Here is an 11,977-nt window from a genome sequence, read left to right as displayed (position 1 = left end):
ATGCCGCGATCGAGCTCTCCCGCACCAAGCTGCCGCAGGGACTGTCGGCGATGCGCGAGAACAACGCGGTCCAGGGCCTGATCGGCCGCACCGAAGCGACCCTGCGCGCGGCGCGCGCCTACCTCTACGCAACGGCGGACGAGGTCTGGCGCGACCTGGAACGCGGCGACCCGATCACCGATGCGCATCGCATCGCGCTGCGCATCGCCGCGACCTGGACCATTCATCAATCGGCCACCGTGGTCGACACCGCCTATCACATGGCGGGCGCCACCGCGGTGTTTCGTGCCAACAAGTTCGAGCGCCGCTTCCGCGACATGCACGCCATCGCCCAGCAGATCCAGGCCCGCGACACCCATTACGAAGACGTCGGCAAGGCGATCCTGGCCGGCAGTCCGGTCTCCCGGGGGCTGGGGCGCGACTGAGATCCAGATCGTGTCAGGGGTCTAGCCGGAATCCCCTGCCAGGGACCCGCGCGCGCCGACAAGTCGGCCTCGCCACCCCATAGCGATGCAAACCGCGCAGATTCCGAGCAGCCCCGCGCCAAACATGAGGCTCAAGATTCTTTCGCCGCCGGAGCAGAAATTACGGTCGATGCAGGCATGGGAGATCGCCCCGTGCCCGACGATACTTCCGACGATCCCAACATAAGCGATCCCTATCAGCAGCAGATAGAAGCACGTCACGGCGATGCGCCGCCACGGCGACGGCATGCCGGCGGCGGCAAATTCGGTGCGCTCGGCAATGAATTGACCGACTGAGGCTTTCGCCGGATCGCGAATCTGCACGGTCGATCGCGTCAGGAGATCGTGCAAGGCCTGATTGCGGCGGGTGGCCGCCAGGATCACGAAGGAGTACAGCCCCAGCACCGTTTTGATGATGGAGCGTGCGAAGGCCCTTGCAAAGCCGATATTGCCGCCATCGCGGTCGTCCACGACGCGCAGATTGGTGAAGTAGTGCCCCAGCGTGCTGCCCATGCGCGACACCAGGATCGGCTCGTACAGCACGAGCGTGACCACCACCAGGATTCCAAGCCCGCGGGAAAAGTCGTCGTTGCTCGCAGCCGTCGCCAGCAACAACGCGCCGTACAGGACAATGAGGGCGAGGATCCAGTCGATCAGCATGGCGCGAAGCCGGCGCGAGAAGCGCGCGTATCGCGGCGCAGGCCTTGGGGACACATCCAGCTCGTTAGTCATGCGGGGCAACCTATCTCCAAGATATGTCGACGGGAGTATCGTCAGGGTTCACAAGAATTCGAAGCCGCGCAAGGCCGTCCGCGACAAATCGCTTTTCGGAAATCCGCTTCCGCTGCTTCCGATCGTGCTTTACGCTATCGATCCCACCCGATTTGCTACGCAAATCCAGCTCTCCCCGTTGCGGAGAGGTGGACCGAACACGCGGAAGACCGATTCAAAACTCACCCGCTTTAGAGGCCTATGCGACCAGCGCCGCGTCCTCGCTGTCGGCGGCGGCCGCATCCACGCCGCACTGCGCCAGCAACAGTCCGACGATCTCGACATTGGGCCGCGCGCGGGAGAACAGAAAACCCTGGCCTTCGTGACAACCTTCCGTGCGCAGGCAGCTCAGCTCGGCTTCGGTCTCGACGCCTTCGGCGGTGATGATGACGCCGAGGCCGATGCCGAGGCTGATGATCGAACGCACGATCGCCTGCGCGTCGCGATTGGAGCCGAGGTCGCGCACGAACGACTGGTCGATCTTGATCTTGTCGAAGGGAAAGCTCCGCAGATAGCTCAGGCTGGAATAGCCGGTGCCGAAATCGTCCATCGAGATGCGCACGCCGAGCGCGCGCAGCGCATGCAGCGTGGCCAGCACCTCGCTGCTCTTTTCCAGCAGCAGGGTTTCGGTGATTTCGAGCTCCAGGCGGCGGGCCGGCAGGCCGGATTGCTTCAGCGCATCCATCACGACCGACAATAGATTGCCGGTGCGGAACTGCGCCGGCGACAGGTTGACCGCGACGCGGACATCGTCGGGCCACAGCGCCGCGTCCATGCAGGCGCGGCGCAGCATCAGGCCGCCGAGGCCGTTGATCAGGCCGGTTTCCTCGGCGACGGGGATGAATTCCGCCGGCGAGATCATGCCGCGTTCGGGATGCGGCCAGCGCACCAGCGCCTCGAGACCGGTGATGCGGCCGGTCGCAAGGTCGATCAGCGGCTGGTAATACGGCCGCAGCACGTCGCCCTGGATCGCGTCGCGCAGGTCGAGCTCGATCTTGCGGCGGCTCTGGGCGCGGGCGTCCATCCCCGCCTCGAAGAAGGAGAAGGTGCCGCGCTGCTCGTTCTTGGCGCGCGACAGCGCCATGTCGGCGTTCTTCAGGAGCTTTTCGGACTCCTCGCCATCACCGGGCGACATTGCGATCCCGATGCTGGCGCCGATGACGACGGAATGGTCGTCGAGCAAATAGGGATCGCCGATCGCCTCCAATAGCCGCTTGGCGAGGAACACCGCATCCTCGGGGCGCGCCAACCCGCTGTGGACGATCGCGAATTCGTCGGAGTTGAGGCGCGCCAGGGTATCTTCCTCGCGCAATATCGAGCGCAACCGTTTGGCGACGCTGCGCAAGAGCTTGTCGCCGATGCCGTGGCCCAGCGTGTCGTTGACCGCCTTGAAGTTGTCGAGACCCAGCACCAGCACCGCGACCTTCTCGGCGTTGCGCCTGTTGTGCAGCAGGATCTCGTCCATCTGCTGGCGCAGCAGGTTGCGGTTCGGCAGACCCGTCAAGCCGTCATGCTGGGCCATGAAGGCGAGCCGCGCCTCGGCGCGCTTGCGCTCGGTGATGTCCATCAGCGCCAGCAGCACCGCGGGCTGGTCGTTGTAGACGAGCTGGCGCGAATAGATCGCCAGATCGATCAGCGTGCCGTCGGCACGTACATGTTTCCAGGTCCGCGCCGTCAGTTCGTCGCTGGAACGGTCGCCGGCCCAGGGCAACTCGGTTTCGAAGGCCTGGACCGAGCGGATGGTCAGCTTCTCGAACTCGGCGCGGCTATAGCCGTAATGCTCGACCGCGGCGTCGTTGACGCCGAGGATGCGCTCGTCGTCGAGCGCGCAGACGATCATCGGAACCGGATTGGAGTCGAACAGCAGGCGGAACGAGTCCTCGCGCTGCTTCAGCTCGGTGATGTCGACGCGCAGGCCGATGATGCCGCCGTCCTCGGTGAGCCGCTCCTCGATCAGGATGCAGCGGCCGTCGGCCAGGATCTGCTCATGGCGCTCACCGGGTTGATAGAGCCTATTCAGCCGCTCGGCGATCCACTCGTCTTCGCGGCCGACCGCTTCCGGATAATCGCCACGCTCGACGCCGATGCGGATGGTATCCTGCAGGCGCGCGCCCGGCTCGAACAGGTCGGAACTGCGGCTGTAGATTTCGGAATACTTCTTGTTCCAGAGAATGTAGCGGCCCTCGGCATCGAGGAACACGATGCCCTGCGGCAGGATGTCGATCGCCTCGCGCAGCCGCTCGTGGGATTTCCGCGCCTCCGCGATCGCGGCTTCCGCCTCCGCGCGCTTGCGGACGATCTCGCTGATCTCCGCCGAGACGCGCCGGCAGCCGGAGGCCGGGAGCTTCGGACTGGGCTTCGCCGGCCGGCCAGCGATGCGGGCGATCGCCGCATGCTTGAGCCTTTTGGTCTTCCTGGGCCGGATTCTCGGCATTACTACGCCCCGTTCGCATTCTGCGGCTACCGTTCTCCGATAAGTGTCTGAAAAAATGGTGTCCTTTGCCGCCGGGATGCCGGGCCGGCAGATTCAACCGGAAGAAGAATTTCGTCCCGGCTGCCCGTTTAGCAGGCGAACACATTGGCGAAGCATGGCTAAAATCGCTTCCCGGCATATCGGCAAGATATGCCCGGCCGCGCTGCAGAATATTCAACGCGAGAGCCTGCCCGCTTCGTGAACAATTCGGGAGCCCGGCCCGAGTGCGGGAGATGTTCGAAATTGCGCACCGAACTTACGGCAATGCGCGACAGGGTTATTGAACGGTTAAGAAAGTCCACATCTAGTTCGAAATCTCGATCCGGGTATTGCGCGCCCCGCTGTGCTCGACCAGTGAGAACAGCGTGGCCGCGTTCGATGGATGCAGCCTGACGCAGCCATGCGAAGCCGGACCGCCGAGCCGCGAGATATCGTTGGTGCCGTGAATGGCAAATCCATAATAGAAGAAGATCGCGTGCGGCATCGGTGCGTTGTAATACTTGCGCGAGAAATAGCGCCTGACCATCGATTGCGGATGGAAGGTACCGCTCGGGGTACCGTAGCCGTCGCGCCCGGTCGATACCGGCCAGTTGTAGCGCGTCGTCCCGTCGACGCTGACCGCCATGCGCTGCGATGACTTGTCGATCTGCACCACCACGTCGGCGCGCGCCGGTGTCACGGCCAATCCCGCGATCACGGATGCGGCCGCAACCGCGAGCCATTTGCCTGACCGTCGTTTCATGATTCCCAGCCCTGTTCGCCCGGTTTTGCCGGCGGCATGATGTCGTTTTCGCCTGCGCGTTGTAAAGGCCGGGCCGCTCGGTGGTCACGCGCCGTCACGGATTAATCTTAACCTGCGGCCGACTGGCCGCTCACGACGGGCGTTCGCGATATCAACCAATTGCGACTGGCGTGCCTTGTCCCGCTCTGCCAAATCCGTGCTACGCTTGAGCCGCAACAGAGTGTTTCGATGAAATCCCGCCTGTCGATTGCCCTCGCCCTGATCGCCGCCACCGTCGTAAGCGCCACCGCCGCGCTGGCGCAGGACAAGGGCAGCGTCGATCCAACGCCGCTGCCGCCGCTGGCCAATCCCAACGATCCCAAGCTGGGCGCCAAGGAACTGTTCGCCCGCAAGCTGTTGCCGGCGGCGATGCCGACGCGATCGATCGGCTCCTATGCCAGGGGCTGCATCGCCGGCGCCGAGCAGATGCCGATCAACGGCGACACCTGGCAGGTGATGCGGCTGTCGCGCAATCGCAATTGGGGGCATCCCGACCTGATCGCGTTGTTGAAGCGGCTGTCGGTGAAGGCGCACAAGGATGCCGGCTGGCCCGGAATACTGGTCGGCGACATCGGACAGCCGCGCGGCGGTCCGGCGCTCTCGGGCCATGCCAGCCACCAGATCGGGCTCGACGCCGACATCTGGCTGACCCCGATGCCCGATCACATGCTGTCGCGCGAGGAGCGCGAGGAGACATCCGCCGTCATGATGGTGCGCCCCGACCGGCTCGACATCGATCCGCAGGTGTTCACGCCGGGCCATCTGATGGTGCTGCGCGACGCCGCGCAGGAGCCCTCCGTGCAGCGCATCTTCGTCAACGCCGCGATCAAGAAGGCGCTGTGCCGCGAGGCCAAGGGCGACCGCAGCTGGCTGGAGAAAATCCGCCCGTGGTGGGGCCATGACTATCACTTCCACATCCGCATGGCCTGCCCGCCCGGCAGCCCTGACTGCAAGGGCCAGACGCCGCAGTCGGGCGGCGAAGGCTGCAAGCCCGCCGATCTCGCCTATTGGTTCAAGGATTCGATCATCCACCCGCAGCCGCCGAAGGAGCCGCCGAAGCCGAGCCACGGCATCACGCTGGCGCAATTGCCGGCCGCCTGCAAGGCGGTACTCAACGCGCCGGATGCGAGGCAATAGCGAAGCGCAAGGCGATTTCAATCACCCCTTGAATGCGCTAATCTCGGTCGTCATCGCGCCGTAAGCGCGGTCGACGACATTTGGGGACGGCGGTCCCGGCTTCTATTTCACCATCTGTCAGCCGGTGCGTGGCGCGGCCGCGCACGGCTTCAACATCGTGAGGACCGCCATGCGCATCAGTGCACGCAACCAGATCAAGGGTACCGTCGTCGAGGTCAAGAAGGGCGCGACCACGTCGCACGTCCTTGTCGATATCGGAGGCGGCAAGATCGTGATGTCTTCGATCACCAACGAGGCGGTCGATGAATTGGGCATCAAGGCCAAAGGCGCCGTGACCGTGGTGATCAAGGCATCCGATGTGATGATCGGGGTGGATTGACCATGCGTGCGGCGCTGCTGGTTGCGTTGGCGTTGCTCGGGGCTGCTCCGGCATGGGCGGCCGAGGAGCCGAGCGGATGCGACAAGTTCAAGTGGAACATCGAGCACGAACGCGCGGCGCTGACCGCGCCGGATCGCGTCAAGCTGACGTCGGGCGGCGAACTCGCCGTCCTGCCGTCAACCGGCATGACCATCGCCTTGCGCCCACCCGCCGAGGCCAAATTGCCCACGCCGCCCGAACGTGCCCCGAAGGAAGGCACGTTTGCGGGTTTTGCGAGCTTCAAGAATCCGCCAAAGGCCGGCCTCTACACCGTCAGCCTGTCGGCGGGCGGCTGGGTCGATGTGATGCAGGACGGCCATTTCCTCAAACCCAAGGGCTTCAGCGGCGCCACCGATTGCGAGGGTATCCGCAAGACCATGAAATACGAGCTTTCGGCAAGTCCGCTGCTGCTGCAGATCAGCGGCACGAAGGAGGATTCGATCTCGATCGCGATCCTGCCGTCGGAATAGACAAAGGGACACTTTACGATAACTCCCAGCCTGTTATTGTTTTTGCTGCGATATCCCGTTGGACCGTAAGTCCGCGGGACCGGGGGAACGGCGCTTCCACCTGTCGCATCCCACATTTCACCAACGCCTGATTTGCGCGCGCTGAAAGCGCGGTCCGCGAACCGGCATGGAGCGCCACGATGCACCGCCTTGCCATACGTTTCGCCGCCCTTGTGATCCTGTGCGGATCGGCCCTGTCGCCGGCCTTGGCGCAGGACAAGAGCGTCACCGTGTTTGCCGCGGCTTCGATGAAGAACGCGCTCGACGACATCGACACCGCCTTTACCGCCAAGACCGGCGTCAAGGTCGCAGCCAGCTATGCCGCGAGTTCGACGCTGGCCAGGCAGATCGAACAGGGGGCGCCTGCGGATATTTTTCTGTCCGCCGACATCGACTGGATGGATTATGCGACCAGCAAGAAGACCATCAACGAATCGACACGGGTCAATCTGCTCGGCAACAGCATCGTGCTGATCGCGCCGAAGGATTCCAAAATTGACAATGTGACGATCGAACAGGGTTTCGATCTCGCCAAACTCGCCGGCGACGGCAAGATCGCCACCGGCGACGTCAAGGCGGTGCCGGTCGGCAAATACGCCAAGGCGGCGCTGGAAAAGCTCGGCGCCTGGCAGGCCGCCGAGCCGAAATTCGCGATGGCCGAGAGCGTGCGCGCCGCGCTGACGCTGGTGGCGCGCGGCGAGGCCGTACTCGGGATCGTCTATTCGACCGACGCCAAGGTCGAGCCCGGCGTCAAGATCGTCGCCACCTTCCCAGCCGATTCCCACCCGCCGATCATCTATCCGGTGGCGGCGACTGCGACCGCGAAGCCGGAAGCGGCCTCCTATCTCGATTTCCTGCGCTCCTCGGCGGCCAAGGCCACGCTGGAAAAATACGGATTCACCTATCTGATCCGCCCGACCTCCTGAGCCAGGGTGTTCGACCTCTCACCAGCGGAATGGACGGCGATCGAGCTGTCGCTGCGGGTCGCCACGGTCGCGACGCTGGTGGCGACGCCGCTCGGGATCGCGCTGGCGTGGCTGTTGGCGCGGCGCGAATTCTGGGGCAAGGCGGCGCTGGATGCGGTGATCCACCTGCCGCTGGTGCTGCCACCGGTGGTGACCGGATATCTCTTGCTATTGACCTTCGGCCGGCGTGGCCTGGTCGGCGCCTGGCTTGCCGACCATCTCGGCATCGTGTTCGCGTTTCGCTGGACCGGCGCGGCGCTGGCCTGCGGCGTGATGTCGTTTCCGCTGCTGGTGCGGCCGATCCGGCTCTCGATCGAAGCCGTGGACCAACGGCTGGAGCAGGCCGCGGGTACGCTGGGTGCGGCGCCTTTCCGCGTGTTTGCGACCGTCACCTTGCCGCTGGCGCTGCCGGGCGTGCTGGCCGGCATGGTGCTCGGTTTTGCCAAGGCGATCGGCGAATTCGGCGCCACCATCACCTTCGTCTCGAACATTCCCGGCGAGACCCAGACCATTTCGTCGGCGATCTATTCGCTGATCCAGACGCCGGACGGCGACAGCGCGGCGCTGCGGCTGGTGGTGGTTTCCGTCGTCATCGCGGTCACCGCGCTGATTGCTTCCGAGTGGTTCGCGCGGCGCGCCACCCGGCGCCTGCACGGGAATTGACCATGCTGCGCGTCGACGTCTCAAAGCAGCTCGGCGAATTCGCGCTGCAGGCCTCCTTCACCAGCGAGGGACGGGTGACCGGGCTATTCGGCGCATCGGGGGCCGGCAAGACCTCGCTGATCAACATCGTCGCCGGCCTGCTCACGCCCGATCGCGGCATCGTCGCCATCGACGGCGACGTGCTCGACGACACGTCAACCGGCCTGCATGTCCCGCCGCATCGCCGCCGCATCGGTTATGTGTTCCAGGACGCGCGGCTGTTTCCGCATATCGACGTGCGCGGCAATCTCGACTACGGCAGGCGCATGAATCGGTTGGCCGATGATCCCGCGGCGCGCAAGCGCGTCATCGACCTGCTCGATATCGGCGAGTTGCTCGATCGGCGTCCCGGAAACCTCTCCGGCGGAGAGCGCCAGCGCGTCGCGTTCGGACGCGCGCTGTTGTCAAAGCCGCGATTGCTGCTGCTGGACGAGCCGCTGGGCTCGCTCGACGAGGATCGGAAGCTGGAGATCCTGCCCTATCTGGTGCGGCTGCGTGACGAGGCCCGGATTCCCATGGTCTATGTCAGCCACGATGCAGCCGAGCTGCGCCAGCTGGCGACGCAGATCGTGATGCTCCGGCACGGGCGCATCGCCGCCTTCGGTGGAGTGAAGGTATTGCCGCGGACGCCGGTCTAGATCAACGATTTCGAAGCTCGAATCATATCGGCATCGTCCCGAACCTCATCCTGAGGGCAATGCACCCGGACTCGACGGAAGTAGCAAGTCATTCCATGTCGGCCTTCGACAGGGGCTTGTCTCATTTATCTGGTGATAGGTTTGGCGCCGACGAGAATAGAAGCGTCGGGGTCCTTTGTCCCCACAGGCGGTCCGGTGCCAATCGAAGCTCCGCCTCCCGTGGGGGAATTTGGCGGGGCGACAATTAGTCCCCCCTTAATCTGGAGTTCGCCGCCCATTGCGCTAACGAGCGCTGCATCGGGTCCAGAAATATGGATGCCCAAAGCAAATCCGCCCATTGGCATCACTGAAGCGATACGATCCTGGACCTGTATATTTGCGAGCCGCAGCGCGGCCATGATTTGTTGTGCCAAAACCGCCGCCTCGGAATCAAGAGAATATGTAACGACGGAAACTGCTTTTCCCGCAAATCTAGAAAGCGCCAGTCCTATCGATCTAATTTGGACTTCACTGATACGCCGTGGCGCGATTTGCGACTCTAGCGCGAGGTTTGCGGCTCTAAGTTCTTCGGCGCGCACCAATGCATTCCCCGCCATTTTCCCAGCTTCGATGCCTTCTTTCTTAGCGTCAGCAACCTTGGCTTCAACAGAGAGTTTGTATGAATCTAGTTGCTTTTGTGTTTCGGCCAATTCGATCCTTTGCAGCCTGACGACCGCCCATGTCGCCGCGCCAGCGAGCAGCGCGAAAAATCCGGCGATGATGAGAAACACCACCATCGAATTTTCCCAGCCATGGAGCGATAATCCCAGCATCCGCCTATCGTCCTTTGAATTGGCCGTCATAGGCTCTATCGCCGGCTTGTTGGTCGGGTTTATCGTGCTCGGCATAGCCGTGATTTAGGATTTTTGCAGGGGTCCAAAATGCTAGCATCCCTCAATCGCCGTTCCGAAAATGTCGTCGTTAAAGCGATTATTGTACCGGAATTGGAACTCCGCAACGTAAAGATGCAGGTATTTCTTGCTGACGTTGTGGAATGTGCCGACGTGCCGCGCTCGAAGATGCTCCAAAAACCCTCACTCGTTTGAGTGCGAACGGCACCGACGACATATTGATGCTTGGCTTAACCGGGAAATTCCTTTCCGTTAGTCATTTAGTGCTTAGCTGCTTAGCGGTTAGCTGCTTCGCGAGGGAATTGCGGTGCCTGGCGACGCAGATCGTGATGCTCAAGCGCGAGCGTATCGCCGCCTTCGGCGGGGTAAAGGTGCTGCCGGGCATGCCGGCCTAAAGCGGGATGAGTTTTGATTGAATCGGCCGGTCGCGTTGCCTTCACCTCTCCCCATCGGCCCGCGAGCTAACCAAATCTCATCATGCATTAGGCCTGGGGCCTGCCAACGCACCGCGATCAAATCCCCGCCACCTGCGACCATAGCTCCGCCAGCCTGCGCTTGAACCGCGCCATGCCAGTTAGCGGCGCGTGCGGGCTCCGTTTTTCATCAGTTGCATTTCAAGGTGAGCACGTTGCTTTCAAATGCGACTCCGCCAACCGCGGCTGATCTTGCACCGCCGTTTCCAGAGCAGCTCCATTGCGCTTCGAACGCCTTGGCGCATCCATAGGCTGGATCGGGATGATTTACCTTGGAACCGGGAAGCTCGCAGACATCGCGTCCATTGCAAATGGCGGCCACCTGCGACGTCACATTGCCCCGCTGCGCGCCGCAGTTCGATCCGAGCGTGGCCGACGTAACCGTGATCAGCCCCGGACGCAACGAACGGTCGCTTCCGGCAGCGCGCGGTCGCGGATTCCGGGCGGCGGGGCTTTCTGCTTCCGGCGGCGTTGCGGTCCCGGATAGTTCCTTGTTCTGCTTGCCGACGGAGCCGCCGGTCGATCCGGCCTGACAATGAGCCGAATTCTGTCCGGCCAACAGGATCGTGAGAATCAGCAAGCCCGGGCGGATGCAGCTGACCATCGCCTTCAAGAGTTGCCTCATGACCTTATGCCCCACCTTCGAGTGATATCACAACAGACCTCGGCGAGCGAGATCCCCAGGCCGCGCCTGTGCATTCAGGTGTCCCACCGCTAGTCTAAATCCCGGCCACCGACGACCATAGCTCCGCCAGCCTGCGCTTGAGCCGCGCCATGCCCGTCAGCGGCGCCGCCTCTTCTTCGTCTTCCGGCAGCCGCAGGCCGACGACATTGACCCTGCCGCCGGAGATGCTGCGCGCCACCAGCACGATGGGATCGAGCTGCAAGGTCGCGCCTTCCTTCGGCGCATGGTCGAGATGAATGTCGAAATAATCAGCCAGAGTCAGGTTGGCCTGCTCGGCATCGATCTTCACCCCGTAGATCTCGGCGAGTTCGCCGAGCGTGTGCTCTCCGGAGACGGTAAAATCGCCGAGCAGATGCGGGTCGGGCGCGGTGCTCGGCGCCATGTCGACGAAGAAGCGATCGAGCGCCTCGGCCTTTTCCGGCGGCGCCAGCAGATAGAGGTAATCGCCGGGCTTTACCGGATCGGCTTCCGCCGGCGAGAGGATGTGCTGGTTGCGGATCACCAGCGTCGGCTTCGACCAGGACGGAATCAGGCCGCGCCGGAAATACAGGCTTTTCGGCCGCACCGGATAGCCTACCAGTTGCTGCTCGAGCTGCCCGGGCAGGTCGAGCTCGACGCGGCGCGGCCCGCGATCGGCGCGCGGCAGCGCGACATGCAGCCGCCGTGCCGCCGCCGCCAGCGTCCAGCCCTGCAACAGGAGCGAGATGATGACGACGACGAAGGCGACGTCGAAATAGAGATAGGCCTTCGACAGGCCCACCAGCATCGGGATCGAGGCCAGGAAGATCGCGACCGCGCCGCGCAAGCCGGTCCAGGCGATGAAGATCTTCTCTCGCCAGTTGAAGCGGAACGGCGCAAGACACAGAAACACCGCGACCGGGCGGGCGACCAGCATCAGAACCAGCGCGATGATAACAGCAGGCCCGATGCTCACCACCAGCCGCTGCGGCGAAGCCAGCAGCCCGAGGAGCACGAACATTACGATCTGGGCGAGCCATGTCGCGGCATCCAGAAACGTCACCAGCGCATTGTGCGCACGGGTCGGCCGGTTGCCGATGATGATCCCGGCGA

The 11,977-nt window shown here is 63.5% G+C and carries 12 protein-coding genes and 1 pseudogene; 7 read left to right on the top strand and 6 right to left on the bottom strand.

Going from position 1 to position 11,977, the window contains the following annotated elements; translation table 11 throughout:
• Positions 1-425 (top strand): annotated as a pseudogene (locus VK804_RS14830) (acyl-CoA dehydrogenase); the annotation flags it as partial.
• A gap of 21 nt (positions 426-446) precedes the next feature.
• Here the strand turns inward: VK804_RS14830 and VK804_RS14825 are convergent.
• From VK804_RS14825 to VK804_RS14815, 3 genes are all read right to left on the bottom strand, one after another.
• Positions 447-1,196 (bottom strand): RDD family protein, encoded by a 750-nt coding sequence (locus tag VK804_RS14825; RefSeq protein WP_325371575.1) that lies wholly within the window; start codon positions 1,194-1,196, stop codon positions 447-449.
• A 238-nt stretch (positions 1,197-1,434) separates the two neighbouring features.
• Positions 1,435-3,669 carry a putative bifunctional diguanylate cyclase/phosphodiesterase gene (locus VK804_RS14820; protein ID WP_325371574.1) on the bottom strand — a complete coding sequence of 745 codons (2,235 nt, stop codon included), beginning with the start codon at positions 3,667-3,669 and terminating at the stop codon, positions 1,435-1,437.
• Between the two features lie 343 nt (positions 3,670-4,012).
• Positions 4,013-4,450: a L,D-transpeptidase gene (locus tag VK804_RS14815; RefSeq protein WP_325371573.1), complete on the bottom strand. Its 438-nt coding sequence runs from the start codon at positions 4,448-4,450 to the stop codon at positions 4,013-4,015.
• Positions 4,451-4,678: 228 nt separating this feature from the next.
• On the opposite strand from VK804_RS14815, the gene mepA reads away from it, so the two are divergent.
• The 6 genes from mepA to modC all read left to right on the top strand — a co-directional run bounded on the left by mepA (position 4,679) and on the right by modC (position 8,858).
• Positions 4,679-5,626, top strand: a complete 948-nt coding sequence (gene mepA / locus VK804_RS14810; RefSeq protein ID WP_325371572.1) for a penicillin-insensitive murein endopeptidase — start codon at positions 4,679-4,681, stop codon at positions 5,624-5,626.
• A gap of 169 nt (positions 5,627-5,795) precedes the next feature.
• Complete coding sequence (locus VK804_RS14805; protein WP_325371571.1) at positions 5,796-6,005, top strand: TOBE domain-containing protein; 210 nt, start codon at positions 5,796-5,798, stop codon at positions 6,003-6,005.
• 2 nt (positions 6,006-6,007) lie between these two features.
• The gene (locus VK804_RS14800; RefSeq protein ID WP_325371570.1) at positions 6,008-6,514 is read left to right on the top strand and encodes a hypothetical protein; all 507 of its coding nucleotides are present in this window, start codon (positions 6,008-6,010) and stop codon (positions 6,512-6,514) included.
• A 179-nt stretch (positions 6,515-6,693) separates the two neighbouring features.
• A complete protein-coding gene (modA, locus tag VK804_RS14795; RefSeq protein ID WP_325371569.1) occupies positions 6,694-7,479 on the top strand; it encodes a molybdate ABC transporter substrate-binding protein in 786 nt (261 codons plus the stop codon).
• Positions 7,480-7,485: 6 nt separating this feature from the next.
• Positions 7,486-8,181, top strand: a complete 696-nt coding sequence (gene modB / locus VK804_RS14790; protein WP_325371568.1) for a molybdate ABC transporter permease subunit — start codon at positions 7,486-7,488, stop codon at positions 8,179-8,181.
• Between the two features lie 2 nt (positions 8,182-8,183).
• Entirely contained in the window at positions 8,184-8,858 is a 675-nt protein-coding gene (gene modC / locus VK804_RS14785; RefSeq protein WP_325371567.1) for a molybdenum ABC transporter ATP-binding protein, read from the top strand.
• 125 nt (positions 8,859-8,983) lie between these two features.
• Here modC and VK804_RS14780 read toward each other — a convergent pair whose 3' ends face one another.
• The 3 genes from VK804_RS14780 to VK804_RS14775 all read right to left on the bottom strand — a co-directional run.
• Positions 8,984-9,670 (bottom strand): hypothetical protein, encoded by a 687-nt coding sequence (locus tag VK804_RS14780; protein WP_325371566.1) that lies wholly within the window; start codon positions 9,668-9,670, stop codon positions 8,984-8,986.
• A 111-nt stretch (positions 9,671-9,781) separates the two neighbouring features.
• Positions 9,782-9,925 carry a transposase gene (locus VK804_RS33005; protein ID WP_414642786.1) on the bottom strand — a complete coding sequence of 48 codons (144 nt, stop codon included), beginning with the start codon at positions 9,923-9,925 and terminating at the stop codon, positions 9,782-9,784.
• A 1,015-nt stretch (positions 9,926-10,940) separates the two neighbouring features.
• A partial coding sequence (locus VK804_RS14775) for a potassium/proton antiporter (protein ID WP_325371565.1) occupies positions 10,941-11,977 on the bottom strand: 1,037 nt, incomplete at its 5' end.

The sequence above is a fragment of the Bradyrhizobium sp. genome (assembly GCF_035484855.1).
Classification (GTDB): Bacteria; Pseudomonadota; Alphaproteobacteria; order Rhizobiales; family Xanthobacteraceae; genus Bradyrhizobium.
The sequence above is the reverse complement of the archived record's forward strand: the minus strand, read 5'-3'. Positions and strand labels throughout refer to the sequence as shown.

What these genes read in the sequence shown, in the direction of transcription:
- mepA (WP_325371572.1), top strand. Translation starts at nt 4,679, where the DNA reads ATGAAATCCCGCCTGTCGATTGCCCTCGCCCTGATCGCCGCCACCGTC.
- VK804_RS14780 (WP_325371566.1), bottom strand. Translation starts at nt 9,670, where the DNA reads ATGCTGGGATTATCGCTCCATGGCTGGGAAAATTCGATGGTGGTGTTT.
- VK804_RS14820 (WP_325371574.1), bottom strand. Translation starts at nt 3,669, where the DNA reads ATGCCGAGAATCCGGCCCAGGAAGACCAAAAGGCTCAAGCATGCGGCG.
- VK804_RS14825 (WP_325371575.1), bottom strand. Translation starts at nt 1,196, where the DNA reads ATGACTAACGAGCTGGATGTGTCCCCAAGGCCTGCGCCGCGATACGCG.
- VK804_RS14805 (WP_325371571.1), top strand. Translation starts at nt 5,796, where the DNA reads ATGCGCATCAGTGCACGCAACCAGATCAAGGGTACCGTCGTCGAGGTC.
- modA (WP_325371569.1), top strand. Translation starts at nt 6,694, where the DNA reads ATGCACCGCCTTGCCATACGTTTCGCCGCCCTTGTGATCCTGTGCGGA.
- VK804_RS14815 (WP_325371573.1), bottom strand. Translation starts at nt 4,450, where the DNA reads ATGAAACGACGGTCAGGCAAATGGCTCGCGGTTGCGGCCGCATCCGTG.
- modC (WP_325371567.1), top strand. Translation starts at nt 8,184, where the DNA reads ATGCTGCGCGTCGACGTCTCAAAGCAGCTCGGCGAATTCGCGCTGCAG.
- VK804_RS14800 (WP_325371570.1), top strand. Translation starts at nt 6,008, where the DNA reads ATGCGTGCGGCGCTGCTGGTTGCGTTGGCGTTGCTCGGGGCTGCTCCG.